This window comes from Crossiella sp. CA198, assembly GCF_052078295.1.
GTDB lineage: Bacteria > Actinomycetota > Actinomycetes > Mycobacteriales > Pseudonocardiaceae > Crossiella.
This window is the reverse complement of the sequence record NZ_JBQJIM010000013.1, coordinates 220376-245937: the sequence shown is the minus strand read 5'-3', so window position 1 is coordinate 245937 and position 25562 is coordinate 220376. Positions and strand designations below refer to the sequence as shown.

The 25562-nt window shown below is 71.1% G+C and carries 27 protein-coding genes and 1 pseudogene; 14 read left to right on the top strand and 14 right to left on the bottom strand.

What is annotated here, in order from left to right; translation table 11 throughout:
- The first annotated feature begins 61 nt into the window (after positions 1–61).
- Both ACTOWY_RS23035 and ACTOWY_RS23030 read left to right on the top strand, forming a co-directional pair.
- On the top strand, positions 62–703 hold the full coding sequence (locus ACTOWY_RS23035) for a GNAT family N-acetyltransferase (protein ID WP_441311723.1): 642 nt from the start codon (positions 62–64) through the stop codon (positions 701–703).
- Positions 704–784: 81 nt separating this feature from the next.
- A complete protein-coding gene (locus tag ACTOWY_RS23030; protein WP_441311722.1) occupies positions 785–1882 on the top strand; it encodes a branched-chain amino acid aminotransferase in 1098 nt (365 codons plus the stop codon).
- Here ACTOWY_RS23030 and ACTOWY_RS23025 read toward each other — a convergent pair whose 3' ends face one another.
- Entirely contained in the window at positions 1883–2731 is an 849-nt protein-coding gene (locus ACTOWY_RS23025) for a LysR family transcriptional regulator (protein WP_441311721.1), read from the bottom strand.
- A 69-nt stretch (positions 2732–2800) separates the two neighbouring features.
- Here ACTOWY_RS23025 and ACTOWY_RS23020 point away from each other — a divergent pair, with 69 nt between their 5' ends.
- On the top strand, positions 2801–3700 hold the full coding sequence (locus tag ACTOWY_RS23020) for an EamA family transporter (RefSeq protein WP_441311720.1): 900 nt from the start codon (positions 2801–2803) through the stop codon (positions 3698–3700).
- Here the strand turns inward: ACTOWY_RS23020 and cobS are convergent.
- The 3 genes and pseudogenes from cobS to cobU form a co-directional block, all read right to left on the bottom strand.
- Positions 3660–4403, bottom strand: coding sequence for an adenosylcobinamide-GDP ribazoletransferase (gene cobS / locus ACTOWY_RS23015; protein WP_441311719.1), 744 nt, complete (start codon positions 4401–4403; stop codon positions 3660–3662). The genes ACTOWY_RS23020 and cobS overlap by 41 nt on opposite strands.
- A 287-nt stretch (positions 4404–4690) precedes the next feature.
- Positions 4691–5764: pseudogene (gene cobT, locus ACTOWY_RS23010) on the bottom strand (nicotinate-nucleotide--dimethylbenzimidazole phosphoribosyltransferase); the annotation flags it as partial.
- 13 nt (positions 5765–5777) lie between these two features.
- The gene (gene cobU, locus ACTOWY_RS23005; protein ID WP_441311718.1) at positions 5778–6317 is read right to left on the bottom strand and encodes a bifunctional adenosylcobinamide kinase/adenosylcobinamide-phosphate guanylyltransferase; all 540 of its coding nucleotides are present in this window, start codon (positions 6315–6317) and stop codon (positions 5778–5780) included.
- 48 nt (positions 6318–6365) lie between these two features.
- On the opposite strand from cobU, the gene ACTOWY_RS23000 reads away from it, so the two are divergent.
- Positions 6366–6566 carry a hypothetical protein gene (locus ACTOWY_RS23000; protein WP_247766160.1) on the top strand — a complete coding sequence of 67 codons (201 nt, stop codon included), beginning with the start codon at positions 6366–6368 and terminating at the stop codon, positions 6564–6566.
- A gap of 22 nt (positions 6567–6588) precedes the next feature.
- Here ACTOWY_RS23000 and ACTOWY_RS22995 read toward each other — a convergent pair whose 3' ends face one another.
- On the bottom strand, positions 6589–7575 hold the full coding sequence (locus ACTOWY_RS22995; protein WP_441311717.1) for an aldo/keto reductase family protein: 987 nt from the start codon (positions 7573–7575) through the stop codon (positions 6589–6591).
- Positions 7576–7714: 139 nt separating this feature from the next.
- A complete protein-coding gene (locus ACTOWY_RS22990) occupies positions 7715–8350 on the bottom strand; it encodes a DUF3043 domain-containing protein (protein WP_441311716.1) in 636 nt (211 codons plus the stop codon).
- 48 nt (positions 8351–8398) lie between these two features.
- Between ACTOWY_RS22990 and ACTOWY_RS22985 the strand changes: the two genes are divergently transcribed.
- Both ACTOWY_RS22985 and ACTOWY_RS22980 read left to right on the top strand, forming a co-directional pair.
- On the top strand, positions 8399–9535 hold the full coding sequence (locus tag ACTOWY_RS22985; protein ID WP_441311715.1) for a glycerate kinase family protein: 1137 nt from the start codon (positions 8399–8401) through the stop codon (positions 9533–9535).
- 104 nt (positions 9536–9639) lie between these two features.
- Positions 9640–10002 (top strand): HesB/IscA family protein, encoded by a 363-nt coding sequence (locus ACTOWY_RS22980; protein WP_185002449.1) that lies wholly within the window; start codon positions 9640–9642, stop codon positions 10000–10002.
- A 71-nt stretch (positions 10003–10073) separates the two neighbouring features.
- Here ACTOWY_RS22980 and ACTOWY_RS22975 read toward each other — a convergent pair whose 3' ends face one another.
- On the bottom strand, positions 10074–10247 hold the full coding sequence (locus ACTOWY_RS22975; protein ID WP_247758881.1) for a hypothetical protein: 174 nt from the start codon (positions 10245–10247) through the stop codon (positions 10074–10076).
- A 171-nt stretch (positions 10248–10418) separates the two neighbouring features.
- On the opposite strand from ACTOWY_RS22975, the gene ACTOWY_RS22970 reads away from it, so the two are divergent.
- A complete protein-coding gene (locus ACTOWY_RS22970; protein WP_441311764.1) occupies positions 10419–11357 on the top strand; it encodes a carbohydrate kinase family protein in 939 nt (312 codons plus the stop codon).
- On the opposite strand, the gene ACTOWY_RS22965 is transcribed toward ACTOWY_RS22970, so the two are convergent.
- The 4 genes from ACTOWY_RS22965 to ACTOWY_RS22950 are packed head-to-tail and all read right to left on the bottom strand — an operon-like array spanning position 11347 to position 15132.
- Complete coding sequence (locus tag ACTOWY_RS22965; RefSeq protein WP_441311714.1) at positions 11347–12360, bottom strand: hypothetical protein; 1014 nt, start codon at positions 12358–12360, stop codon at positions 11347–11349. The genes ACTOWY_RS22970 and ACTOWY_RS22965 overlap by 11 nt on opposite strands.
- Entirely contained in the window at positions 12360–12644 is a 285-nt protein-coding gene (locus ACTOWY_RS22960; protein WP_441311713.1) for a ubiquitin-like small modifier protein 1, read from the bottom strand. Before ACTOWY_RS22960 ends, ACTOWY_RS22965 begins: the two co-directional genes overlap by 1 nt.
- A 5-nt stretch (positions 12645–12649) precedes the next feature.
- On the bottom strand, positions 12650–13750 hold the full coding sequence (locus ACTOWY_RS22955) for a WD40/YVTN/BNR-like repeat-containing protein (protein WP_441311712.1): 1101 nt from the start codon (positions 13748–13750) through the stop codon (positions 12650–12652).
- A 41-nt stretch (positions 13751–13791) separates the two neighbouring features.
- Positions 13792–15132 (bottom strand): serine hydrolase domain-containing protein, encoded by a 1341-nt coding sequence (locus tag ACTOWY_RS22950; RefSeq protein ID WP_441311711.1) that lies wholly within the window; start codon positions 15130–15132, stop codon positions 13792–13794.
- 99 nt (positions 15133–15231) lie between these two features.
- Between ACTOWY_RS22950 and ACTOWY_RS22945 the strand changes: the two genes are divergently transcribed.
- Positions 15232–15903 (top strand): TetR/AcrR family transcriptional regulator, encoded by a 672-nt coding sequence (locus ACTOWY_RS22945; RefSeq protein ID WP_441311710.1) that lies wholly within the window; start codon positions 15232–15234, stop codon positions 15901–15903.
- On the opposite strand, the gene asnB is transcribed toward ACTOWY_RS22945, so the two are convergent.
- The gene (asnB, locus tag ACTOWY_RS22940; RefSeq protein WP_441311709.1) at positions 15893–17818 is read right to left on the bottom strand and encodes an asparagine synthase (glutamine-hydrolyzing); all 1926 of its coding nucleotides are present in this window, start codon (positions 17816–17818) and stop codon (positions 15893–15895) included. The genes ACTOWY_RS22945 and asnB overlap by 11 nt on opposite strands.
- A 198-nt stretch (positions 17819–18016) precedes the next feature.
- Between asnB and ctaC the strand changes: the two genes are divergently transcribed.
- On the top strand, positions 18017–18943 hold the full coding sequence (gene ctaC, locus ACTOWY_RS22935) for an aa3-type cytochrome oxidase subunit II (RefSeq protein ID WP_247758875.1): 927 nt from the start codon (positions 18017–18019) through the stop codon (positions 18941–18943).
- 40 nt (positions 18944–18983) lie between these two features.
- A complete protein-coding gene (locus tag ACTOWY_RS22930) occupies positions 18984–19385 on the top strand; it encodes a cytochrome c oxidase subunit 4 (RefSeq protein WP_247758874.1) in 402 nt (133 codons plus the stop codon).
- 169 nt (positions 19386–19554) lie between these two features.
- On the opposite strand, the gene trpD is transcribed toward ACTOWY_RS22930, so the two are convergent.
- Both trpD and ACTOWY_RS22920 read right to left on the bottom strand, forming a co-directional pair.
- Positions 19555–20634 carry an anthranilate phosphoribosyltransferase gene (trpD, locus tag ACTOWY_RS22925; protein WP_441311708.1) on the bottom strand — a complete coding sequence of 360 codons (1080 nt, stop codon included), beginning with the start codon at positions 20632–20634 and terminating at the stop codon, positions 19555–19557.
- 20 nt (positions 20635–20654) lie between these two features.
- Positions 20655–21065 (bottom strand): hypothetical protein, encoded by a 411-nt coding sequence (locus ACTOWY_RS22920; RefSeq protein WP_185002458.1) that lies wholly within the window; start codon positions 21063–21065, stop codon positions 20655–20657.
- A 176-nt stretch (positions 21066–21241) separates the two neighbouring features.
- Between ACTOWY_RS22920 and ctaE the strand changes: the two genes are divergently transcribed.
- From ctaE to qcrB, 4 genes are all read left to right on the top strand, one after another.
- The gene (gene ctaE, locus ACTOWY_RS22915) at positions 21242–21853 is read left to right on the top strand and encodes an aa3-type cytochrome oxidase subunit III (RefSeq protein ID WP_185002459.1); all 612 of its coding nucleotides are present in this window, start codon (positions 21242–21244) and stop codon (positions 21851–21853) included.
- A 71-nt stretch (positions 21854–21924) separates the two neighbouring features.
- Positions 21925–22731, top strand: a complete 807-nt coding sequence (gene qcrC, locus ACTOWY_RS22910; protein ID WP_441311707.1) for a cytochrome bc1 complex diheme cytochrome c subunit — start codon at positions 21925–21927, stop codon at positions 22729–22731.
- A complete protein-coding gene (gene qcrA / locus ACTOWY_RS22905; RefSeq protein WP_441311706.1) occupies positions 22728–23855 on the top strand; it encodes a cytochrome bc1 complex Rieske iron-sulfur subunit in 1128 nt (375 codons plus the stop codon). Before qcrC ends, qcrA begins: the two co-directional genes overlap by 4 nt.
- Complete coding sequence (gene qcrB, locus ACTOWY_RS22900) at positions 23852–25507, top strand: cytochrome bc1 complex cytochrome b subunit (protein ID WP_441311705.1); 1656 nt, start codon at positions 23852–23854, stop codon at positions 25505–25507. The genes qcrA and qcrB overlap by 4 nt, the downstream gene beginning before the upstream one ends.
- Positions 25508–25562 lie beyond the last annotated feature (55 nt).

The window sequence follows — 25562 nt, the reverse complement described above, 5'->3', positions numbered from 1 at the left end:
CGGGGGAGGGCCGACGCTCGGCTCTCCCCCACGGTCACCGTGGCCGGTACCATCACCGCCGATGATCATGGAGTCAGCCAGTGCCGATCCCGGTCCGGCCGGGCGGCAGGTGCGGTTGCGCGCGATCACTCCGGCTGACCGGCGCACGCTGGCCGGGTTCGACCGGGATTCCGCGGCCGAGCCCGCCACCCGGATCGGTGGCTACCGGCACTGGGCGGCGCACCGGGCCAGTTCCGGGGACGACCTCCAGTTCGCCATCGAGACCCTGCGCGGCCGGATCCTGGTCGGTTCGCTGCACGTCATCCCGGCCGGTCCGCACGCCGACCGGTTCAGCTACGGCATCGGCATCGGGCCGCGGTACCGGCGCTGTGGTTACGCCGCCGACGCGATCACCGTGCTGCTCGCGATCATGTTCGGCCGCGGCTACCGCGGCTGCGAGGTCACCGTCTACGGCGGCAACCTGGCCTCGCTCGCGCTGCACGGCAGCCTCGGTTTCCGTGAACAGGCCCGGCTGCGCGACGCCGAACTGTTGCGCGGCCAGGTCAAGTACCCGGTCACGATGCACCTCACCGCGGCCGAGTTCGCCCGGCGGCACGCGGACTCGCGCGGGGCGGGCGCGCCGGAGTCCGCCCGGCGGGGCAGGCACTGGCGCAACCGGCGCGGACGGCACTGGGACCCCGGGGTGCGGATCGGGTCACGCTGAAACACGGTGTACCAAACAGTAGGACGTCCGATCGTTGGGATGACGATGGTCGGGGGCAACACGAAGTACTACGCTGCTGCCATGACGTCAACGGTGTCGTTCACCCGTAGCCTGAACCCCCAGCCCGCGACTGGGGAGCGGCGGGCCGAGATCCTGGCCAAGCCCGGTTTCGGCCAGTACTTCACCGACCACATGGTCACCATCCGCTGGAACCCGGAGCAGGGCTGGCACGACGCCGCGGTGGTGCCCTACGGCCCGATCCCGTTCGACCCGGCCGCCATGGTGCTGCACTACGGGCAGTCGATCTTCGAGGGGCTCAAGGCATACCGGCAGCCGGACGGTTCGATCGCCTCGTTCCGGCCGGAGGCGAACGCGGACCGGTTGCGCGCCTCGGCGCGGCGGATGGCCATGCCGGAGCTGCCGGACGAGCTGTTCCTGGGCTCGGTGCGCGAACTGCTCGACGTCGACAAGGACTGGGTGCCCACGGCCGCGGACGAGTCGCTGTACCTGCGGCCGTTCCTGTTCGCCACCGAGGCGGGGCTGGGCGTGCGCCCGGCCAAGGAGTACCTGTACGTGCTGATCGCCTCCCCGGCAGGCGCTTACTTCGCCGGTGGGGTCAAGCCGGTGAGTGTGTGGCTGTGCACCGAGTACGTGCGTGCCTCGCCCGGTGGCACCGGCGCGGCCAAGTTCGCCGGCAACTACGCCGCCTCGCTGCTGGCCCAGGCCCAGGCCGCGGAGCAGGGCTGTGACCAGGTGGTGTGGCTGGACGCGGTGGAGCGCCGGTGGGTGGAGGAGATGGGCGGGATGAACCTGTTCTTCGTCCTCGGCGAGGGTGAGAACGCCCGCGTGGTCACCCCGGAGCTGAGCGGCGCGCTGCTGCCCGGCATCACCCGCAACTCGCTGCTGACCCTGGCCGCCGATCTGGGTTACGCGGTGGAGGAGCGGCGGATCTCCACCGAGGAGTGGGAGAAGAAGGTCGACTCCGGCGAGCTGACCGAGGTCTTCGCCTGCGGCACCGCCGCGGTGATCACGCCGGTCGGCCGGGTCAAGCACGCGGGCGGGGAGTTCCTGATCAACGGGGGCGAGTCCGGCGAGCTGACCATGAAGCTGCGCGGCGCGCTGACCAGCGTGCAGACCGGCGGGGCCGACCCGCACGGCTGGATGACCACGCTCGCCTGATCAGCTCCGCACGATTTCCCTGGTGAGCGCCAGGAACTCGGTGAGCCGCGGGTGGCGGTGCCCGGCAGGCCAGGCCAGGTAGACCGTCACCGGCGGCACCCCGGACAGCGGCACGTAGGCCACGCCCGCGTGCATGTGGTGGTGCCGGGTGCCGTCCGCGGTGACGCCGACGGCCCGGCCGGCCGCGATCACGGTGAGCCATTCGTCCACGTTGTGCACGCGCACGGTCTCCCCTGGCGGCGCGTCCGGCGGCCACAGCCCGGGGGTGGTGGTGCCGGAGAGTTCGTTGCGCGCGATCGGCAGTCCGCCCAGGTCGCGCAAGGTCAGTTCGGGCCGGTCGGCCAGTGGGTGATCGGCGGCCAGCGCGGCGTAGCGGCGTTCGTTGTAGAGCGCGCAGCTGTGCAGGCGGGGGTCGGTGACCTCGGTGCGCAGCAGGGCCACGTCCACCTCGCCGCGGCCGAGTCCGGCGGTGCGCTCGTCGAAGCGCCGGATCTCCAGGGGCACCTCGGGCCGTCGTTCCCGCCAGGCCCGCAGGATCGCGGTGGTGTGCGGCCCTGCCGCGGCCCAGGCGTAGCCCAGCCGCAGTGGCGGTTCGGGGCCGGGGTCCAGGGCGGCGCCCACCGCGGCGAGCACCGCGCGGGCCTTGTCCGCGAATGCCTCCCCGTCGGCGGTCAGCCGCAGGTGCCGGGTGGAGCGGTCCACCAGCCGCCGCCCGAGTCGCTGTTCCAGCTGGCCGAGGGTGCGCGAGACCGCGGGCTGGGTGAGGTGCAGCCGGGTGGCGGCCGCGGTCACCGAGCCCTCCTCGGCGATGGCCAGGAAGCACCGGAAGTGCCGTAGCTCGACATCCATTACCGCCAAGCATAACCGCTGCGTGAGAAGCATTTCCGAGTTGCCGACCAGCTACTTAGGCTGAGGCCCGTGACCGCGACCCTCGCCCCAGCCGAACAGCTCGGCGGCCGCCTGCACGGGGTCGCGCTGATCCTGGTCGGGATGAGTTCGGTGCAGTTCTCCGCCGCGCTGGCGGTGAGCCTGTACCCGGTGCTGGGCCCGCTGGGCGTGGTCACCCTGCGCCTGGTCGGCGCGGCCGTGCTGCTGCTGGCCTTCGCCCGCCCCCGGCTGCGCGGCCGCTCCCGCCGTGACTGGCTGACCATCGCCCTGTTCGGCGTGGTGATGGCCGTGATGAACGTCTGCGTGTACCTGTCCATCCAGCGCCTGCCACTGGGCGCGGCGATCACCTTCGAGTTCCTCGGCCCGCTGACCCTGGCCATCGTGCTGTCCCGGCGCGGGCTGGACCTGGTGTGGGCGGCGCTGGCCGGGGCCGGGGTGCTGTTGCTGGGCAGCGGACTGGGCGGGATGGACGCGGCCGGCGTGCTCTTCGCGCTGGCCGCGGCGGCCTGCTGGGCCGGCTACATCCTGCTGACCCGGCGGCTGGGGCAGGCCTTCAGCGGGATGGAGGGGCTGGCGCTGGGGGCCGCGGTGGGCGCGATCGCGGTGTTGCCGCTGGGGATCGGGGCCGCCGGGGGTGAACTGCTGCGGCCGGAGAACCTGGCGCTGGGGTTGCTGGTGGGACTGCTGGCCTCGGCGGTGCCGTACTCGATGGACCTGCTGGCGTTGAAGCGGCTGCCCGCGGCGGCGTTCGGGGTGATGATGAGCCTGAACCCGGCACTGGCGGCGCTGGCCGGGTTCCTGGTGCTGGGGCAGGAGCTGAGCTGGACACAGCTGCTGGCGATCGGGCTGGTGGTGCTGGCCAGCGCGGGCGCGACCGCGGGCGCGGGGGTCAGCGGAAAGAGGTCACCGCGAGCACGATCAGCACGGTGATCTCCGCCGCCGCACCCAGCACATCCCCGGTGACACCGCCGAAACGCTGCCGGACATGGCGGATCAGCAGCAGCACCACACCCAGGGCCAGCAGCACGCCGATCGGGCCGAGCCAGGGGCGGTCGTGGGTGGCGGCGGCCGCGGCGATGGTCAGCAACACCGTCCAGGCAACGGGGACCAGGGTGGGCTGGGTGCCCGCGACCAGGGCGCCCAGGCCTTCGGGACGGGCGGCGGGCACGCCGTGGCGGCAGCACCAGGCGAAGGCGGTGCGGCCGGCGGCCAGCGCGATGACCACGGCGGCCCAGCGGCCGGCGTCGGCCAGTGCGGACAGGCTGACGGCCTGGGCGCCGAGCACGATGATCAGGGTGACCACGGCGAACGGGCCCGCGGCGCCGTCCCGCATGACCCGCAGGGCGCGTTCTGGCGGGCCGTAGCAGCCCAGGCCGTCGGCGGTGTCGGCCAGGCCGTCCAGGTGCATGCCGCGGGTGGCCAGCGCGAGCAGGCCCACGACCAGCAGGCCCGCGAGCAGGCCGGGGGCGCCGAGCCAGGTCAGCGCGAACAGCACCGCGGTGGCCGCGGCGCCCAGCAGCAGGCCGACGAACGGGGCCAGCGCGATGGCGGTGCGGGCCACCGCGGTGTCGACCTGGCCGGTGCGCACCGGCAGCACGGTGAGCCAGGACAGGGCCAGGCGGAGACCGGACATCAGAGGTCGGTCGGCGGGGCCACGGTGATGGCCGGGGCGGCAGGCGGCGCGGCGGGGTAGGAGGTGTCGGCCGGGTTGTCGCGGGGTTCGTCCGGCTGGGTCGCGGTGTGGCCGTGGCCGTAGCCGTGGGTGGTGTCCGGGTAGGCCGGGGCGTGACTGGCGGCGGCCGTGGCCGGGGTCTGGCTGGTGGGGATGGCGGTGTCCAGCTCGGGGCTGGGGGCGTGGCTGGTGGCCTCGCCGAGCACGGTGGCGGCCAGGCCGGTGGCGGTGGCCGCGAGGGCGTCCAGCGGGGTGGTCTCGCTCGGGCCGGAGATGCCTGCCTCGGCGAAGGTGGCCATCTCGCTCAGGATCCGCCCGGCCATGGTCAGCAGCGGCAGTGCGGCGACCGCGCCGGAGCCCTCGCCCAGGCGCAGGCTGAACTCCAGCAGCGGCACCAGGTCCAGGTGTTCCAGCACGATGGAGTGCGCGGGTTCGACCGAGCGATGCCCGGCCTGCCACCACTCGCGGGCGCCGGGGGCCAGTTCCTCGGCGACCATCGCGGCCGCGCCGACCACCACGCCGTCGAGCAGCACCGGGGTCTGCCGCACCGCGGCCTGGGCCAGGAAACCGGCCATCGCGGCGATGTCCGCGCCCGCGCTGGTGCGCAGCAGGCCGACCGGGTCGGCGCTGACCGGGCGGGCCCGGCGCAGGGCGTCTCGGATGGCGGCGGTCTTGCGCATCCAGCCGTGGTCGTCGATGCCGGTGCCGCGGCCGACCACGGCGACCGGCTCGCTGCCGGTCAGCGCGGCGATCAGCACCGCGGACGGGGTGGTGTTGCCGATGCCCATGTCCCCGGCGATGAGCAGGTCCGCGCCGCCGTCGACCTCCTCATCGGCGATGGCCCGCCCGGCGGCGAGGGCGGCGAGCACCTCGGCCTGGGTGAGCGCGTCCTCGCGGTCGATCACGCCGGAGGAACGGCGGACCTTGTGCCCGGAGACCGAGTCCGCGGTGTCGGCGTCCACCGACATGTCCACCACCCGCACGGTCGCGCCGGCCGCCGCGGCCAGCACGTTCACCGCGGCGGTGCCGGCCAGGAAGCCCTGCACCATCTGCCCGGTGACCTCGCTCGGGTACGCCGAGACGCCGTGCCGGGCGATGCCGTGGTCCCCGGCGAAGACGACCACCCGCGGGCGGGCCAGCGGCCGGGGCGGGCACACGCCCTGGCAGGCGGAGAGCCACACGCCGAGCTGTTCCAGCCTGCCCAGCGACCCTGCGGGCTTGGTCAGCTGGGCCTGGCGCGCCTCGGCGTCGCCGCGGACCTGCGAGTCGGGCGGCGCCACCGGCGGGAACCGGACAGCCTCGTCCGAGACACTCTCGTCCACTGGGGAACCTCCGTCAGCGCAGCTTCAGCGGGACACCGGCGACCAGCAGCACAACCTGGTCGCACACCTCGGCGAGCCGGGCGTTCAGCCCGCCCAGCTCGTCACGGAAGAGCCTGCCAGAACGGGTCGCGGGGACCACGCCGAGGCCGACCTCAGCGGAGACCAGCACCACCGGCGCCGGGCAGTCCGCGACCGCCGCGCGCAGTGCCGCACCCCGCTCGCGCACCGGGACCAGGGTGTCCGGACCGCCTTCCCAGGCGCCCGCGTCGTCGAGCAGACCGGTCAGCCAGGTGGCCAGGTCGTCCACCAGGATCGGCGGATCCCCTTGTGCCACTTGGGAAAGCAGTTCGGGCAGATCAGCGCTGCATTCGACGGTGCGCCAGCCCGCCGGGCGGCGGCGCACGTGCTCGGCGATGCGTGCCTCCCAGTCCGCGTCACTGGGATCGCGGCGCGCGGTGGCGAAGTAGGTGGCCGCGGTGTCGGGCAGCAGGCCCTCGGCGTGCGCGGACTTGCCGGAGCGCGCGCCGCCCAGCACCAGCGTGCGTCGCGTCACTGCTCGCTCCTCCTGCTCCGGGCCTGGTGATCACGTTACCGTTGCCGCATGGCGTACCGGTGGCGATACGAGGACTCCGGCGGCGGCGAGCTGCCCGGCCCCGCGGTGGAGTTCGAGGACCAGGACGAGGCCGAGGCGTGGTTCAGCGCGCAGTGGGATCAGCTGTCCACCACCGGGATCGAGCAGGTCACGCTGCTCGACGGCGAGGACGAGGTCTACGGCCCGATGAGCCTGCGCCCGGCCGAGTAGCCGGGCGCAGACCCCGGCGGACTCAGGCGACCACGGTCTTGCGCGGGTCGGACTCGACGAACCCGTCCAGCACCGCGTCGATCTTCTCCAGCAGCTCCGGCTCCAGCACGACCCCGGCGGCCTTGACGTTGTCGTGCACCTGTTCGGGCCGGGAGGCGCCGACGATCGCGGAAGCCACGTTCGGGTTCTGCAGCACCCAGGCCACCGCGAGCTGGGCCATGCTCAGCCCGGCCTCATCGGCCAGGGGCTTGAGGTTCTGCACCGCGGTCAGCAGGTCATCGCGCAGGAACCGGCCGACGAAGCCGCTGCCGCGCTCGTCGGTGGCCCGCGATCCGGCGGGCGGGGCCGCGCCGGGCAGGTACTTGCCGCTGAGCACGCCCTGCGCGATCGGCGACCAGACGATCTGGCTGAGGCCCTCCTGCTCGGAGGTCGGCACCACCTGGGACTCGATCACCCGCCACAGCATCGAGTACTGCGGCTGGTTGGAGATGAACGGCACCTGCAGCTCACGGGCCAGCGCCGCGCCCCGGCTGATCTGCTCGGCGTTCCACTCCGAGACGCCGATGTAGAGCACCTTGCCCTGCCGCACCAGGTCGGCGAAGGCCAGCATGGTCTCCTCCAGCGGCACCGTGCGGTCGTACCGGTGCGCCTGGTAGAGGTCCAGGTAGTCGGTGCCCAGCCGCCGCAGCGAGCCGTGCGCGGCCTCCATGATGTGCTTGCGGCCAAGGCCCTTGTCATTGGGCCCGCCGGGACCGGTCGGCCAGAAGACCTTGGTGAAGATCTCCAGGCCCTCCCGCCGCTGCCCGGCCAGCGCCCGCCCCAGCACCGACTCGGCCGCGGTGTTCGCGTAGACGTCGGCGGTGTCGAAGGTGGTGATGCCCGCGTCGAGGGCGGCCCGCACGCACGCGTGCGCCTGCTCCTCCTCGACCTGCGAACCGTGCGTGATCCAGTTGCCGTACGAGATCTCACTGACCGAGAGGCCGCTACGACCCAGACGTCGAAACTCCATGCACACGATCCTAGAGGCAGATCGTTCGCGCCGCTAAGGAGTTGAGCGTACGACTTGGGCCAACTCGGCGTACCGGTTGGGCCAACTCGGCGTACGACTTTGGCCAACTCGGTGTACGAGAACGGCCAACACGCTGGGGTTAGACGGCGGTGCCTGCTTTGACGCGGGGCTTGGGCATGCGGAGTTTGCGGATCTGGGTGGCTCGGGTGAAGGCGTACCAGCCCAGGGCGAAGCCGCGGGTGGTGTCGCTGGGGAAGCGTTCGCGGACCTTCCTGGTCACCAGGCGGCCCAGCACGATGCCCTCGATGATCATCGACAGCAGCATGAACATGCAGAACAGGCTGGCGTACTGCTTGATCATCGGCGACGGCGTGAGGATGGAGACGAAGACGATGATCGCCAGGGGCATGAACAGCCCCATCAGGTTGCGGCGGGAGTCGACCAGGTCGCGCACGTAGGCGCGGGCCGGGCCGCGGTCCCGCGGCATCAAGTAGGCGTCATCGCCCGCGTTCATCCGCTCGCGGCGGATCGCGGCGGCCTTGCGCCGGTCCTCCTTGTTGCCCTTGGCGCGGCGCAGGGCCTCGCGCTGGGTCCGCGGTGGCGGGGGCACGGGTCCGCGCTTGCGCACCTCGGCCTCGCGGCGCTTCGGGGTCGCCCTGCCCTTGGCCGGCGTGCGCCCCTTGTCGCCCTCGATGGGCTCGGCGAGTTTGGCCGACGACACCCCCTCTTCGGGGCCCGTGGTCGACTCGGTGCTGTTGCGACGGAGAAACCTCACGCAAACAGGGTAGGGCAGGGCCAAAACGGGCCGAGTACCGTCCGCCCTATGACGGACATTTCGGGGCGGCTGGTGCTCATCGCCCCCGACTGTTTCGGTGGCACGCTCACGGCTACGGAAGCCGCGGAGGCCATCGCGCGGGGGTGGCGGCGGGGTTCGCCCGCCGACCGGCTCCTGCTTCGTCCGCTCGCTGACGGCGGCCCCGGTTTCGTGGACGTGCTGCACACCGCCCTGGGTGGCGAACTGCACACGGTCGAGGTCACCGGACCGCTGGGCGAACCGGTCACCGTCGTGTGGCTGGCCCATGACGGCACCGCCTATCTCGAATCCGCGCAGGCCGCGGGACTGCACCTGGTCCCCAAGGCGGCTCGGCGGGCCGGTCTGACCACCACCCGTGGGGTGGGGGAACTCCTCCTGGACGCCGTGCGCGCCGGGATGCACACCGCGGTGGTCGGGCTCGGCGGCTCGGCCACCACCGACGGCGGCGCCGGACTGTTCGCCGCGCTGGGCGCCGGGCCGGTGGACGCCCTCGGCGCGCCGCTGCCCGAGGGCGGCGCGGCCCTGGCGGACTGCGCGGGGCTGGCCGGCCGGCCGGACCTGGGCGCGCTGCGGCTGATCGCCGCCTCCGACGTGGACAACCCGCTGCTCGGCCCGACCGGCGCGGCACGCGTGTTCGGCCCGCAGAAGGGCGCGAACCCCGACCAGGTCGAGCAGCTGGACCGGGCGCTGACCCGCTGGTCCGAAGTGCTGCTGGAAGAACTGGGCGTCGAGGTGGCCGGTCTGGCCGCCGCGGGCGCGGCAGGCGGGCTGGGCGCGGCGCTGCTGGCACTGGGCGCGACCGTGGACTCCGGCGCCGACCTGGTCCGGCGGCTCAGCGCGCTGGACGAGGCCCTGGACCAGGCCGGGCTGGTGCTCACCGGCGAGGGCAGCTTCGACTGGCAATCCCTGCGCGGCAAGCTGGTCAGCCGGGTGGCCGCGGGCGCGGCCGAGCGCGGGGTGCCCTGCCTGGTGCTCGCCGGTCAGGTGAGCGTGGGCCGCCGCGAGGCCGGTGCGGCCGGGGTCGAGGACTCGTATTCGGTGGCCGAACACGTGGGTTCGGTGGCCAGGGCGATCGCCGAACCCGCTGGTGGGCTGAGCGGATTGGCCGAACGGGTGGCCCGCCAGTGGCGGAGCCCACAGAACTAACGCGGAGATAGTGCTGTGCGACCATAGGAGTACGGGAACATCCCGGCTCAGGGCTGCGTTGCAGCTACGGTACGGGCCCGAGCGCCGACCTCGTAGGGAGAACCATGACCGCCGAGAACACCACGGCGACCGAAGCGCAGACGCACGGCGTCACGCTCACCGACGTCGCTGCCAGCAAGGCGAAGTCGCTGCTCGACCAAGAAGGTCGGGACGACATGCACCTGCGCATCGCCGTGCAGCCCGGTGGCTGTGCCGGCCTGCGTTACCAGCTGTTCTTCGACGAGCGCACCCTCGACGGGGACGTCTTCCGTGACTTCGGCGGCCTCAAGGTCGCGGTGGACCGGATGAGCGTGCCCTACGTGGAAGGCGCGGTCATCGACTTCGTCGACACCATCGAGAAGCAGGGCTTCACCATCGACAACCCGAACGCCGGTGGGTCCTGCGCCTGTGGTGATTCTTTCCACTAGTTCTGCTGGTAGACCCAGAGCGCGAAAACTGGACCGCGGTGATCACCGCGGTCCTTTTTCGTGCCGGGCGCTCAGGCGCCGTAGTCGTCCATTTCCTTGACCTGGGCCGAGCACACCTCGTTGACCTGCCACGATGCCTGGTTCCGCGGCAGCGGGAGCAGGTGCTCGGACGGGCGGAGGGCAGGGGGGATCTCGGCGCAGTCCTCGATCAGCTCAGCCAGGGTGCTGGCGTCCGGAATCGTCACATCGAGGACGTTAGAACCGTGGATTGATGTGCGACACCCTTACCACCAAGTAGTCTTCGCTCCCGGCTGTCTGCGACCGGAACGGGTGACGATGGCCTGCCAGCAGTCGTCTCATAGGGAGCGCAGTAAGTGCCTGTCGCTGTGACTGGAAGCATTGCCACCGACCACCTGATGCACTTCCCGGGCCGGTTCACCGACCAGTTGGTCGCCGACCGGCTGGACCGGGTGTCGCTGAGCTTCCTGGTGGATGACCTGACCGTGCGCCGGGGCGGCATCGCCGCCAACATCGCCTTCGGCATGGGCGTGCTCGGCTACTCGCCGGTGCTGATCGGCGCGGTGGGTGCCGACTTCGCCGACTACCGCTCCTGGCTGGAGCGCCATGGCGTCGACTGCTCGGGCGTGCACACCTCGGAGGTGAAGCACACCGCCCGGTTCGTCTGCACCACCGACGACGACATGAACCAGATCGCCTCCTTCTACGCGGGCGCGATGGCCGAGGCCCGCAACATCGAGCTGGCCCCGATCATGGACAAGGTCGGCGGCCTGGAGCTGGTGCTGGTCAGCCCGAACGACCCCGAGGCCATGCTGCGGCACTCCGAGGAGTCCCGGCAGCGGGGCATCCCGTTCGCCGCCGACCCCTCCCAGCAGCTGGCCCGGATGGACGGCGACCAGGCCAAGCGGCTCGTCGAGGGCGCGAAGTACCTGTTCACCAACGACTACGAGCTGCAGCTGCTGCTGCAGAAGACCGGCTGGTCCGAGGAGGAGATCCTGGACCACGTCGACCTGCGGATCACCACCCTGGGCGAGAAGGGCGTGGAGCTGGTCGGCAAGGGCCTGTCCGCGCCGCTGCACGTGCCCGCGGTGCCGGAGACGCACAAGGCCGACCCGACCGGCATCGGCGACGGCTTCCGCGCCGGTTTCCTGGCAGGCATCGCCGCCGGCCTGCCGCTGGAGCGCGCCGCCCAGCTCGGCTCGCTGATCGCGGTGCTGGTGCTGGAGGTCGACGGCCCGCAGGAGTGGGTCTTCGACCGCGAGGCCGCGCTGACCCGCCTGACCGAGGCCTACGGCGCCGAGGCGTCCGCGGACATCGCCAAGGCGCTCAAGAACTAGCCAGCACCACCTCTCGTAGCTCGGCGAGCCGCGGCAGGAACGCTTCGGTCCGGCCGATCTGCCTGTGCAGGTCGGCCGGACCTGGTGGATGGCCCAGATCGGCCATCAACTCGGTGAATCCGGCGTCGTTGTCGCGGTTGAGCACGATCAGGCAGCGGGCATAGGTGGCGACCAGCCAGAACATCGCCTCGCGGTGTTCGCCCGCGGCCAGCAGCTCGTGCGCGCCGTCGATGGCCACCGGACGGGCCTGCGCGCTGAGGTCGCTCGCGAAGAAGGCCGGGCTGGTCGCGGCGGCAGGGCCGGCCTCGTCGAAGATCGCGGTGAGGGCGTCCAGGTGCAGGCGGACCTGGTCCGGGGTGAGGTGCGCGCAGCCCAGGACGGTCAGCAGTTCCTCCTGCCAGTCCGGGTGACCCAGTTCAGTGAGCAGGGCCCTGGTGGCGGCGTAGCGGCGGCGGATGGTCGGGTTGCGCTGGGCGGCGACCAGCAGCACGTGGGCGGTGACGCCGGTGGCGAAGAGCCACCGGGTGACCTGCCAGGGCCAGGGTTGCGGGGTCTGCGCGGCCATCAGGCCGGTGCGGATGCGGGTTTCGGCGTGCGCGCAGCGGCGGCGGACCCACCGCGGCGCACTGAAATCCCTGGCCACCGCCGCCTGCAGGGCGGTGAGTCGGCCGGTGGAATCGGCCAGGATGGTGTTGACCCGCAGTCCGCCCGCCAGGTGGTAGTCGGACAGGACCGCCTGCGGTGCGGACAGCTCGGTCCAGCTCAGGTAGGTGGGTTCGAGCAGCAGGCCGTCCTGGCGGAACTTGCCGGGCCTGGCCGGGGCCGGGTTGCTGCCGGTGACCAGCATGATGTCCACGTCCGAGGTCGCGGGCAGCACGGCGTCGGCGGGCAGCCAGGCGGCCGAGCCCGCGAGGTAGGCGCCGCCGAACCCGGGGTCGCCGGTGGCGTGTTCGGCGACCCAGCGGGTGGCGGTGGTCCTGGCGGCGGCGATGGTGACCGGCATCAGCCGCCCGCCACCGAGGGGATCACCTGGATCTCCGCGCCGTCGGTCAGCGGGGTGTCCGGGCCGCCCAGCCTGCGGCATTCCTCGCCGTTGACGTAGAAGTTCACGTACCGGCGCAGCGTGCCCTGCTCGGTGCGCAACCGGCGGTCCAGCGCCGGGTGGTCCGCGGCCAGCACGTCCAGCGCGGCGCCCAGGGTCGCGCCACCCGGCAGGTCCAGGTCCAGCCGGGCGGCCTCGCCCGCGGCGGGGCGCAGCACGCCGGGCAGCAGCACGGTGACCCGCATCCGGCTCACCGCCTGATCACGGCCGCGCGCACGCTGAGCACGTCCGGCAGGTGCTCGATGATCCGCTGCCAGCTGGCGCCCTCGTCCCGGCTGGCGTAGACCTCGCCGGAGCGGGAGCCGAAGTAGACCCCCGGCACGCTCGCGTCGTCCACGCACAGCGCGTCCCGCAGCACCGTGGTCCAGAAGTTCTCCTGCGGCAGGCCCTTGGTCAGCGCGGTCCAGTGCGCGCCGGAGTCCTCGCTGCGGAAGACCCGGCAGGCCCCCTCCGGCGGGAACCGGTTGCTGTCGGCGGTGAGCGGGAAGCCGTAGACCACCTCGGGCCGGTGCGGGTGCACCGCGATCGGGAAGCCGAAATCGCTGGGCAGGCCGTCCGCGATGGAGATCCAGTGCGCGCCGCCGTCCTCGCTGCGGTACACGCCGTGGTGGTTCTGCAGGAACATCCGGTCCGGGTCGGCCGGGTTCTGCGCGATCTTGTGCACGCACTGGCCGAACTCGGGATCAGGGTCGGGCAGGAAGTAGGCCTTGATGCCGGTGTTGCTGGGCGCCCAGTTCGTCCCGCCGTCCTCGGTGCGGTAGACCCCGCCGGTGGACATGGCCACGGTGACCCGCTCCCGGTCGGTGGGGTGCGGCAGGATCGTGTGCACCGCCTGCCCGCCGTAGCCCGCGCCCCACTGCTCCCGGTGCGGGTGGTCCCACAGCCCGCGCACCATGTCGTAGGTGCGCCCGCCGTCGGTGGAGCGGAACAACGCCGAGGGCTGGGTGCCCGCGTAGACCACCTCGGGCTGATCGGCCGGGCCCGCGGCGAGCTGCCAGACCCGCTGCAGCTCCGCGCCGGTGTCGGCGGGGAAGGCCACCGGGGCGTGGTCCGGCTCCTGCCAGCTCTCGCCCAGGTCGTCGCTGGTGGCCACGCTCGGGCCGAAGTGCTCGCTGGCCACGCCGGCCAGCAGCCGGGGCGTCCCGCGCCGGGTGTCCACGGCCACCGCGTAGACCTCGGTCATCGCGTGGTGCGGTCCGGACCAGGTCCAGTCCGCCCGGTCGTGTTCGCTGGTGGCCAGCCACAGGCCCTTGCGGGTCCCCACGGCCAGCAGCACCTGTTCGTCAGGCACGGCGTCCTCCGAGTGATGTGGGTCACTTGACGGATCGGAGGCTACGCGGGGTCCCCGACATTTTCTCGGCTGAACAACCGTCCGGCCAGGTCGACGCCGGTGACCCGGCCGGCCGCGTCCCGGGAGAAGCAGCCGCGCTGACCGGTGAACGCGCCGCTGGTCAGGATGTACTCGTCCGCGGGCAGCAGGCCCAGGTCGAAGGGCTCGTGATCGGGGATGGTCACGCCGAGCCGGGCGCGCAGGTCCGGCTTGAGCAGCACCTCCAGGCGCAGCCGCGGACCGGTCGCGCTGATGGTCAGGGTCATCGCGCCACTGTCGTAGCGGCCGGTGATCTCACCCGCCCGGGTCTGCTCGTACGGCAGCGGTTCGGGGTCGCGGTCGTGCAGGCCGAGGTGGTGTTCCAGGGCCCAGCGCAGGATGGCCTGGTTGGCCGGGATGCCGTCGGGGCCCGCGTTGGACAGCGACACCACGGCGAAGTCCCGCTCCGGCACCAGCAGCAGCTCGGCGAACTGACCGTCCCCGGAACCGCCGTGCCCGACGGCCCGCACCCCGTCGATCCCGCGCAGGAACCAGCCCAGCCCGAGACCGTCGCCCAGCGAGCTGCCACGCAGGTCCACGGTGCGCTCCCGCAGCCGGCCCAGGGAGGCGTCACCGAGGTGGTACCGGGCCCAGCGGAGCAGATCCGACGCCGAGGAGACGAGGCCGCCGCCGGGGTTGTCGGCCCGATAGCCCTTCCAGTTCCGGGCGATGCTCAGCGTGCCGTCCGGCCCACGGTTGTGCCCGACCGCGAATCGCCGGGTCAGCACGTCGTTGAGCGAGTAGCAGGTGGTGGTCAGCTCGGCCGGTTCGAGCACCAGTTCGGCCATGGCCTGCTCGAAGGTCTGGTCGGTGACCCGCTCGATGATCCGGCCCAGCAGGTTGTACCCGGCCTGGCTGTAGGAGGCCCTGGCGCCGACCGGGGCGATCAGCTCGATCTCCGGCAGCCGCGCCACGTACTCGCGCAGCGCGTCCGCGCCCTCGCCGGTGTCCAGCAGCAGGTGGGTGTCCAGGCCGGAGGTGTGGTTGAGCAGGTTGCGCACGGTCATCGTGGCCGCGGCCCGCTCGTCGGCCAGCCGCAGCTCCGGCAGGTGGCGGCGGACCGGGTCGGCCAGGTCGAGGCGGCCCTGCTCGGCCAGCCGGAGGATCGCGGTCGCGGTGTGCGTCTTGCTGACCGAGGCCACCGGGTACAGCGTGTCCGGGGTGATCGGCAGCGGGTTGTCGAGGCTGGTCACGCCGTGGCAGGCGAAGGTCTCGATGTCCCCGGTCAGCACCCCCGCGGCCAGACCGGGGATGCCGAACTCGGTGGCCGTGGCCGCGACAGCCTCGGCGAACGTGGTGGTCATGTCAGGTCCCTTTCGTCAGACTTGCACTTTGTTCAAGTTCGACCGTAGGCAAGAGTTGAACAAAGTGCAAGTGGTGGCTGGTTGTCCTATCGTGAGCCCATGCCGCGTGACACGCTGACCAGGGAACAGATCGTCAAGGCCGCGGTCGAGCTGCTCGACGCCGACGGCTTGGAAGGCTTCAACATGCGTGCGCTCGGCAAGTGGCTCGGCTCGGCGGCCACCGCGATGTACTGGCACGTGGGCAGCAAGGAAAACCTGATTACCCTGGCCGGGGACGAGATCTGGCAGGAGATCGCGCTGCCCGACCCGGCGAAGACCGGCTGGCGGGCGGCCGCGGAACAGCTGGCCACCGGCCTGTACGCGATGCTCGGCAGCCACCCCTGGCTGGTGCAGGCATTCGGCGCGCACCTGATGTTCGGGCCGGGCAAGGCCCGCTACGACGAGTGCGGCCTGACCGTCTACGAGACCGCCGGGTTCACCGGCGCGCGCGCCGACCAGGCCGCCGCCGGGGTGTTCACCTACGTGCTGGGCAACGCCCTCGGCCCGGCCGCCACCGCGTCACTGACCAGGAAGCTCGGCCGGGACGGCGGCGACGCCGAGGGGCAGCTGCGGGAGGTCATGGCCAAGGCGTATGCGGCCGCGGCGCCGTTCCCGCGGCTGCGGGCCCGGATGGGGGTGGCCGCCACGGACTACGCGGCGGCCCCCGAGGACTCCTTCGAGTTCGGCCTCCAGGCCATCCTGGACGGCCTGGCGGCCCAGCTCAGAGCTTGACCGGGTAGTGCGGCTCCGGCACCTGCACCGTGATCCGGCGCTCCACGAAGATCCCGTGCCAGAGCATGAACACCAGCAGCGCCCAGATCCGGCGGCTGTGGTCGAGCAGACCGGAGCGGTGCTCCTCCAGGATGCGCAGCACCGCGTTCTTGTTGATCAGGTCGTCGGTGAGCGACTGGTGCACGATGTCGCGGGCCCAGTCGTGCATCTCGTCCTTGAGCCAGTGCCGCACCGGGACCGGGAAGCCCAGCTTGCGCCGGTTGAGCACGTGCGCCGGGACGATCCCGCGCATGGCCTGGCGCAGCGCGTACTTGGTGGTCTCCTTGGTGATCTTCTGGTCCTGCGGGATGCGCGCGGCCACCCGGAAGATCTCCGGGTCCAGGAACGGCACCCGCAGTTCGAGGGAGTTGGCCATGGTCATCTTGTCCGCCTTGACCAGGATGTCCCCGCGCAGCCAGGTGAACAGGTCGATGTGCTGCATCCGGGTCACCGGGTCCCAGGCCAGCGAGTCCCGGTACCAGCGCGCGGTGACGTCGGTGTGCGAGATGCGCGGGTCGTGCGTGCGCAGCACCTGCTGGATCTGGTCGTCCCGGAAGATCCGCGCGTTGCCGTAGTAGCGCTCCTCCAGGGTCAGCGCGCCGCGGCGGAGCAGGTCCTTGCCGCGCACGCCCTCCGGGATCCGGCTGGAGACCTTGCCCATGACCGAGCGCAGCGCGCCCGGCACCTTCTCGAACGGGGCCAGCGAGAGCGGCTCGCGGTAGATCGTGTACCCGCCGAACAGCTCGTCCGCGCCCTCGCCGGAGAGCACCACCTTCACGTGCTGGCGGGCCTCGCGGGCGATGAACCACAGCGGCACCAGCGCCGGGTCGGCCACCGGATCGTCCAGGTACCAGGTGATCAGCGGCAGGGCCTGCATCATCTCCTGCGCGGTGACCGTGCGGACCACGTGCTTGACCCCGATCGCGGCCGCGGACTCCGCCGCCACGTCCACCTCGGAGTAGCCGGTGCGCTCGAACCCGGTGGTGAAGGTGATCAGGTCCGGGTTGTGCTCCTTGGCCAGCGCGGCGATCGCGGTGGAGTCGATGCCGCCGGAGAGGAAGGCGCCCACGGTCACGTCGGCGCGCATGTGCTTGGCCACCGAATCGCGCATCACCCCGGCGATGTCCCGGTAGAGCTGCCCGGCCTCGGTGCTGGTGGTGATCGGGCGCGGCGCGAAGGTCGGCTGGAAGTACCGCTCGGTGACCACCTGGCCGCCGGGGGAGACGGTGAAGGAGGTGCCGGACTCGATCCGCCGGATCGTGGTGTGCAGCGTCTCCGGCTCCGGCACGTACTGCAGGATCAGGTAGTGCTGCAGCGCGGCCTGGTCCAGCTTGGGCGCCAGGCCCAGCGTGGGCGCCAGGTCGAGCAGGCTCTTCTTCTCACTGGCGAAGGCCACCCCGCCCGGACCAGCCGCGTAGAACAGCGGCTTGATGCCGAAGGGGTCGCGGGCGCCGAAGATCACCCGCTTCTCCGCGTCCCAGATCAGGAAGGCGAACATGCCGCGCAGCTTGCCGACCATGGACGGGCCGAGGTGGTGGTACGCGGCCACGATGGCCTCGGTGTCGCCGTCGGTGGCGAACTCCGCGCCGTAGCTGTCGCGCAGTTCGGCGCGTAGTTCGAGGTAGTTGTAGATCTCGCCGTTGAACAGGATCGTGTAGCGGCCCTGCGCGTAGTGCAGCGGCTGGTGGGAACGCTCCACGTCGATGATCGACAGCCGGTTGAAGCCGAAGACCACGTCGTTGTTGTGCCAGGTGTCACTCTCGTCGGGACCGCGGTGGCGCTGGCACTGCAGCGCCCTCGCGACGCTGCCGACCGCCGTGCCGATGTTCGCGTTGTTGTTCTGGGCGGAACACACCAGTCCAAGCAGGCCGCACACGTGTCTCGGACACCTTCCCTCTCGACGACGTCGGCGCCCAGTATGCCCGCCGACACGCGCCCTTCCGGTTCACCCCGAACGGGTAGCCAGGCTAGTGCTGGGCTAGAGTCCCGAACTGATTGCGACGGCAGGTCGATCGCGCTGACGCGCGGGTGGGCCGTGACCGTTTTCCAGCCTGTCACGAGGAGGCAGCGAGCAGTGGGCCGCAAGGAGGGCAACCGGGCAGCGCGGCTGGCCAAGGTCACCGGCCTGGTCAGCCTGGTGGGCGTCGCGGCCAGTGGCTGCTCCGTCGACGAGGTGCTGCGTTTTGGCTGGCCGAAGGGGGTAACCCCGCAGGCAGAGGCCATGCGTCAGTTGTGGACGTGGTCTGTGATCGCCGCGCTGGTCGTCGGCGTGATCGTGTGGGCGCTGATCTTCTGGTCGATCATCTTCCACCGCAAGAAGTCCGAGGAGTTCCCGCGCCAGTTCCAGTACAACGGGCCGCTGGAGTTCGTGCTCATCGGGCTTCCGATGATCATCATCGTGGTGTTGTTCGTCTTCTCCACCCAGGCCCAGAACGTGGTCACGGCCAAGGACAAGACGCCGGATGTCAACGTCAAGGTCTGGGCCTTCCAGTGGAACTGGGAGTTCGAGTACCAGGACTTCAAGACCCCGGACGGCACCACCGTGCGCACCACCGGCTCGAGTACCGAGATCCCGTTGCTGGTGCTGCCGGCGAACAAGGAGATCCGCTACACCATCGAGTCCAAGGACGTCATCCACTCCTTCTTCGTGCCGGAGTTCCACTTCAAGCGGGACACCATCCCGTACCCGGAGAAGAACAGCCAGGACAACGTCTTCCAGAACTCCATCGACCGGGAAGGCGCCTTCGTCGGCCGGTGCGCCGAGCTGTGCGGCACCTACCACGCGGTGATGAACTTCGAGGTGCGGGCGCTCCAGCCGCAGGTCTTCGACCGGTACATGCAGCTGCGGGTGAAGCTGAACCCGGGCACCGGCAAGACCTACACCGCCGCCGAGGCCCTCGCCGAGCTGAAGTGCGGCCCGATGTGCGCGCCGCAGGCGGTCACCACCAAGCCGTTCGACACCAGCCGCACCTCGCGCAAGCCTTCCGGCGGGGACCGGTGAGGAGCCTGGTGAGCAGCGCAGAACTGGAGTTGAGGAAATCATGAAGGTCGAAGCGCGGATCTTCGAGTTCATCACGGCCTTCTGCTTCGTGGCCGCGATCGTCTACGGGTTCTGGGCCAAGGAGCCGGTCGGCACGGTGGGGCTGGTCCTCTCCGGTGGGCTGACCCTGCTCTGCGGCACCTACTTCCGGTTCATCGCGCGCCGCATCGACCCGCGGCCCGAGGACGAGGACGACGCCGAGATCGCCGATGGCGCCGGTGAGCTGGGTTTCTTCAGCCCGGGTAGCTACTGGCCGGTCGGCATGGCCGCCGCGGCCGCCTTCACCGGGGTGGCACTGGCCTTCTTCCACATCTGGCTGATCGCACTCGGCCTGCTGGCCGTGCTGATCATGGTGGGCGGGCTGCTGTTCGAGTACCACACCGCGGCGCCCAGCCACGACTGAGGTTTTCCGCATCGCCGACGGCGGACGTTCCCTTCCCGGGGACGCCCGCCGTTGACGTTCCCGCCTGGGCAGGCTGGACGGAGAGGCCCGCCCGCGGGCCTGATCGGCCGCTGGAGACAGCGAAGCCCGCTACCTGCCCGGGTGGCCTGGTAGCGGGCTTCGCTTCGGGTCAGTACAGCTCCGACTTCAGCTTCTGGGTCAGGGTGACCCAGCGGGCCAGCAGGTCCGCCGCCGCGCCGGAGTCGATGGCCGCGGTCACCACGCCCAGGGCGTCCCGCAGGTCGGCGAGCAGATCGCCGCTGGGGCCACGGTGGGCCACCACCGCGCCTGCCGCGTTGAGCAGCACCGCGTCCCGGACCGCGCCCTTCGTGCCTGCCAGGAGTTGCCGGACGGCCTCGGCGTTGACCTCGGTGTCGCCGCCGAGCAGCGCGGCCGGATCGCTGACCGGGATGCCCAGTTCGGTGGGGTCCAGGGTCTGCCGCTCGACCTTGCCCTCGTGCACCAGCCAGACCGTGCTGGTCGTGGTGGTGGTCAGCTCGTCGAGGCCGTCATCGCCGCGGACCACCAGCGCCGAGGCGCCGCGGCCTGCGAAGACCTGGGCCATCAGCGGGGCGGCCTTGGGGTCGGCGCAGCCGATCAGCGAGGCAGGCGGCTGGGCCGGGTTGGTCAGCGGGCCCAGCAGGTTGAACGTGGTCGGGATGCCGATCTCGCGGCGGGCCGGGGCGGCGTGCCGCATCGCCGGGTGGAACACCGGCGCGAAGCAGAAGCCGATGCCCAGTTCGGCCACGCTGCGCCGCACCCCCTCCGGCGGCAGGTCGATGACCACGCCCAGGGCCTCCAGCACGTCGGCGGTGCCGCACTTGGAGGAGGCGGCCCGGTTGCCGTGCTTGACCACCGGCACCCCGGCGGCCGCGGTGACCAGGGAGGCCATCGTGGAGATGTTCACCGTGCCGGAGCGGTCGCCGCCGGTGCCCACGATGTCCACCGCCGGCACGTCGATCTCCACCCGGCGGGCGTAGGCCAGCATGCCCTCGGCCATGCCCGCCACCTCGTCGGCGGTCTCACCCTTGGCGCGCAGCGCGACCACCAGCGCCACCGTCTGCGCGATGGTGGCCGCGCCGGACATCACCTGGCCCATCGCCCAGGCCAGGTCCGCGGTGCCGCAGTCGATCCGGTTGACCAGGCGGCCCAGCAGGTCCGGCCAGGTCGGCTCGACGGGAGTGCTCGGGTCAGGCGTCGCGTCGCTCATGATCGCACCGCCCGTCCCGCTCAGCCCTGGGCCGCGGGCAGCCGCTGGGAACGCAGCACCTCGGCCACGGTCTCGGCGGCGGCCAGCGGGTCCAGCGGGTGCACGATCACCGCGTCCGCCTGGGACCAGGTGGCCAGCCACCGGTCGTCCTTGCGCCGCACCGCGACCACGATCGGCGGGCAGTGCGTGATCTCGTTCTTGAGCTGCCTGGACAGCCCCATGCCACCGGTGGGCTGGGCCTCGCCGTCCAGGATGGCCAGGTCCACTCCGCCGGAGTCGGCCTCCACCAGGACCTCGGCGATGGTGCCCGCCTCGACGTAGCGCAGCTTGGGCAGATCCGGCGCTGGCTTGCGGCCGACCGCGCTGATGATCGCCTCGCGCACCTCGTCGCGGTGGCTGAACACCAGGACGGTCAGGGTCTCGTTGCTCATCACGCGTCCTTCTCGGCAGGTCGTTCGGGCAGTTGGATGCTATAGCCCGGCCCGGCGGCAGTGGCCTGCACCCTGTCGGCGGATCCTCGCGCGCGGTGCGCGCGGAGGTGTGGGACAGGACACGATCGGGAACTCGGCCGGACCCGGCCCAGCGAGCGTTGGAGCCGCAGGACATAATGCGTCGCGTGACAACTGCTGCGCCCTCCATCGGCCAACGGGTGCACTCGCTGAACCGCCCGAACATGGTCAGCGTGGGCACCATCGTCTGGCTGTCCAGCGAGCTGATGTTCTTCGCTGGTCTCTTCGCCATGTTCTTCACGGTGAAGGCCCAGAACACGGGGAAGTGGCCACCGGATCCGACCGAGCTGAACCTGCCGTACGCCCTGGTCTTCACGACCATCCTGGTGGCGTCCTCGTTCACCTGTCAGATGGGTGTCTTCGCCGCCGAGCGCGGTGACGTGTTCGGTCTCCGACGGTGGTACACGCTCACCCTGATCATGGGGACGATCTTCGTCGGCGGTCAGATCGGCGAGTACTACACGCTGGTCACCGGGCACCACACCACCATCGCGTCCTCGGCCTACGGCACGGTCTTCTACCTGACCACCGGGTTCCACGGTCTGCACGTGGTCGGCGGGCTGATCGCCTTCGTGTTCCTGATCTGGCGTACCAAGCTCAGCAAGTTCACGCCGGCCCAGGCCACCGCGGCGATCGTCGTGTCGTACTACTGGCACTTCGTCGACATCGTCTGGATCGGGCTGTTCGCCGTCATCTACCTCGTTCCCTGACGAGACGACTTCTTCCCGAAGCTCCCACCCAAGGCGTACGCCCGAATTCGACTGCAAGGGTTGCCGCACTGATGACCACCAACAACGATCGGGCCAGGAAGCGGGCCAAGCTCAGGCGCCGCCTGTCCGGCCTGCTCGCCCTCGGCATCGCGCTCGTCGGCGCGGGCGCGCTCTACGCCGGGTTCCTGCCCGAGCCGCAGACCGCGCAGGCCCAGTCGGATCCCACCAAGATCCGGCAGGGCGAGCAGCTCTACAACACCGCCTGCATCACCTGCCACGGCGCGAACCTGCAGGGCGAGCAGGACCGTGGGCCCAGCCTGATCGGCGTCGGCGAGGCAGCGGTCTACTTCCAGGTCTCCTCCGGCCGGATGCCGATGGCCCGCCAGGAGGCACAGGCCGGGCGCAAGCCCGCCAAGTTCAACTCCGAGGAGATCGACGCCCTCGGCGCGTTCATCCAGTCCAAGGGCGGCGGCCCGACCCTGCCGCAGGAGTCCGGCAAGGAGCTGCGCGGGGAGAACTCCGCCCGCGGCGGTGAGCTGTTCCGGCTCAACTGCGCCTCCTGCCACAACTTCACCGGCCGTGGCGGCGCGCTGTCCTCGGGCAAGTACGCGCCCGCGCTGGACGGGGTGACCGAGGAGCAGATCTACGCCGCGATGCTCACCGGGCCACAGAACATGCCGAAGTTCTCCGACCGGCAGCTCTCGCCGCAGGAGAAGAAGGACATCGTGGCCTACGTCAAGTCGGTCACCGACGGCAACAACAACCCGGGCGGCCACCCGCTGGGCGGATTCGGCCCGGCCACCGAAGGCCTGGTCGCCTGGATCATCGGTCTCGCCGCGCTGATCGGCGTGACCGTGTGGATCGGGAGCAGGGCATGAGCGACTCGCACGAGAAGAAGACACCCACTGACGCGGAACTCGCCGAGCTGAGCCGGGACGAACTGGTCACCCTCGGCCTGGCCGCCGACGGGGTGCACCTGCGGCACCGGGACCCGCACTTCCCGGTGCCGGGCACCAGGGCCGAGCGCCGCACCGAGCGTGCGGTGGCCGCCTGGTTCGGGCTGGGCGCGCTGGCCGGTCTCGCCTTCCTCGGCGTGTACCTGTTCTGGCCCTCGCACTACGTGGCGCCGGACCAGCCGGGCAGCTTCTGGTACGACCTCTACACCCCGATGGTGGGCCTGACCCTGGGTCTGTCCATCACCGGCATCGGTGTCGGCGTGATCGCCTACGCCAAGCGGCTGCTGCCGCACGAGGTCGCGGTGCAGGACCGGCACGACGGCGGGTCGACCGAGTTCGACAAGGAGACCGCGGTCGCGCTGCTGGCCGACTCCGGCGCCAAGTCCGAGATCGGCCGCCGGTCGCTGATCCGGCGCAGCCTGCTCGGCGCTGGCACCGTGTTCGGCCTGGGCGTCGGCGTCTTCGCCATCGGCGGCCTGGTCCGCAACCCGAAGGCCTACGACGAGAACGGCCCGCTGGCCACCAGTGGCTGGAAGAAGAAGGACGACAAGGAGAAGGTCTTCCTGCGCCGGGACACCGGCGACCCGCACGATGTCGTGCTGGTCCGCCCGGAGGATGTCGAGGCCGGTGGCTTCGAGACCGTCTTCCCGTTCCGCGAGTCCGAGCGCGGCGACAACCACGCGCTGCTCAAGGCGCTGCGCCGGTCGGACAACCCGGTCATGCTGATCCGGCTGCGCCCCGGCCAGCCGGTGACCAAGCGCAAGGGCCAGGCGGACTTCAACTTCGGCGACCTGTACGCCTACTCGAAGGTCTGCACCCACCTGGGCTGCCCGACCTCGCTGTTCGAGCAGCAGACCGGCCGCCTGCTCTGCCCGTGCCACCAGTCGCAGTTCGACGTCTTCACCTACGCCAAGCCGATCTTCGGCCCAGCGACCCGCTCGCTGCCGCAGCTGCCCATCACGGTGGACCCGGAAACGGGTTTCCTGGTGGCCCGCGGCGACTTCATCGAGCCGGTGGGCCCGGCCTACTGGGAGCGTAAGTCATGAGTTCGATCACCACGCCGACCAAGCAGGCGAACCCAGCCGCCAGGGCAGCCGGCGGCGCGGCGAAGTGGGCCGACGACCGCTATCACGTCGCGGCCGGGCTGCGCAGGCAGATCAACAAGGTCTTCCCGACGCACTGGTCGTTCATGCTCGGCGAGATCGCGCTGTACAGCTTCATCGTGCTGCTGCTCTCCGGTGTCTACCTCGCGCTGTTCTTCGACCCCTCGATGGAGGAGGTCCAGTACGGCGGGGTGTTCACCAACCTCAAGGACGTGTGGATGTCGCGGGCCTTCGAGTCCGCGCTGAACATCTCCTTCGAGGTGCGCGGCGGCCTGTTCGCCCGCCAGGTGCACCACTGGGCGGCGCTGCTGTTCATGGCCTCGATCGTGGCGCACATGTTCCGGGTGTTCTTCACCGGCGCGTTCCGCCGCCCGCGCGAGGTCAACTGGATCATCGGCATCCTGCTGTTCGTGCTGGGCATGTTCGAGGGCTTCACCGGCTACTCGCTGCCCGACGACCTGCTCTCCGGTGTCGGCCTGCGGATCGCCTCCGCGCTGATCCTGACCATCCCGGTGCTGGGCACCTGGGTGCACTGGGCGCTCTTCGGCGGGGAGTTCCCCGGCACGGACATCATCCCCAGGCTCTACACGATCCACATCCTGCTGCTGCCGGGCATCATCCTCGGCCTGGTCGCGGTGCACCTGGCGCTGGTCTGGTACCAGAAGCACACCCAGTTCCCTGGTGTCGGCCGCACCGAGAGCAACGTGGTCGGCGTGCGCATCATGCCGGTGTTCGCGGCCAAGGGCGGCGGCTTCTTCGCCGTCACCGTGGGCGTCATCGCGCTGATGGGCGGGCTCTTCCAGATCAACCCGATCTGGAACTTCGGGCCGTACAACGCCGCGCAGGTCTCCGCGGGCAGCCAGCCCGACTGGTACATGGCCTGGACCGACGGTCTGGTCCGGTTGTGGCCGGCCTGGGAGATCTACATCTTCGGGCACACCATCCCGGCGTCGTTCTTCCCGTTCATGGGCAGCATCGGCTTCTGCGTCACCCTGGCCATCCTCTACCCGTGGATCGAGCGCAGGATGACCAAGGACGAGGCGCACCACAACCTGTTGCAGCGGCCGAGGGACGTGCCGGTCCGCACCAGCCTGGGCGCGATGGCCATCACCTTCTTCATGGTGATGATGCTCTCCGGCTTCAACGACATCATCGCGTGGCAGTTCAACATCTCGCTGAACGCGATGACCTGGGCAGGCCGGATCGGGCTGATCATCCTGCCGCCGATCGCCTACATCCTCACCTACCGGCTCTGCCTCGGCGCCCAGCGCAGCGACCGCGAGGTGCTGGAGCACGGCGTGGAGACCGGCATCATCAAGCGGCTGCCGCACGGTGAGTTCATCGAGATCCACCAGCCGCTCGGCCCGGTGGACGACCACGGCCACCCGGTGCCCCTGGCCTACCAGGGCACCTCGGTGCCGAAGAAGATGAACGCGCTGGGCGCGGCGGGCGAGCCGGTCGCGGGCAGCCTGCTCAAGCCGGACCCGGTGGAGGAGACCGCCGCGCTCAAGCGCGCCAAGCACGAGGGCGAGCTGCGCGGTGGCGACAACACCAGGGAGCTGACCGCGGGCAAGCCCGCGGAGCCCAAGGAGTAAGCCAGAAACACGAAGGCGCGGCCCGCGAGCATGTTCGCGGGCCGCGTTTTTTTGT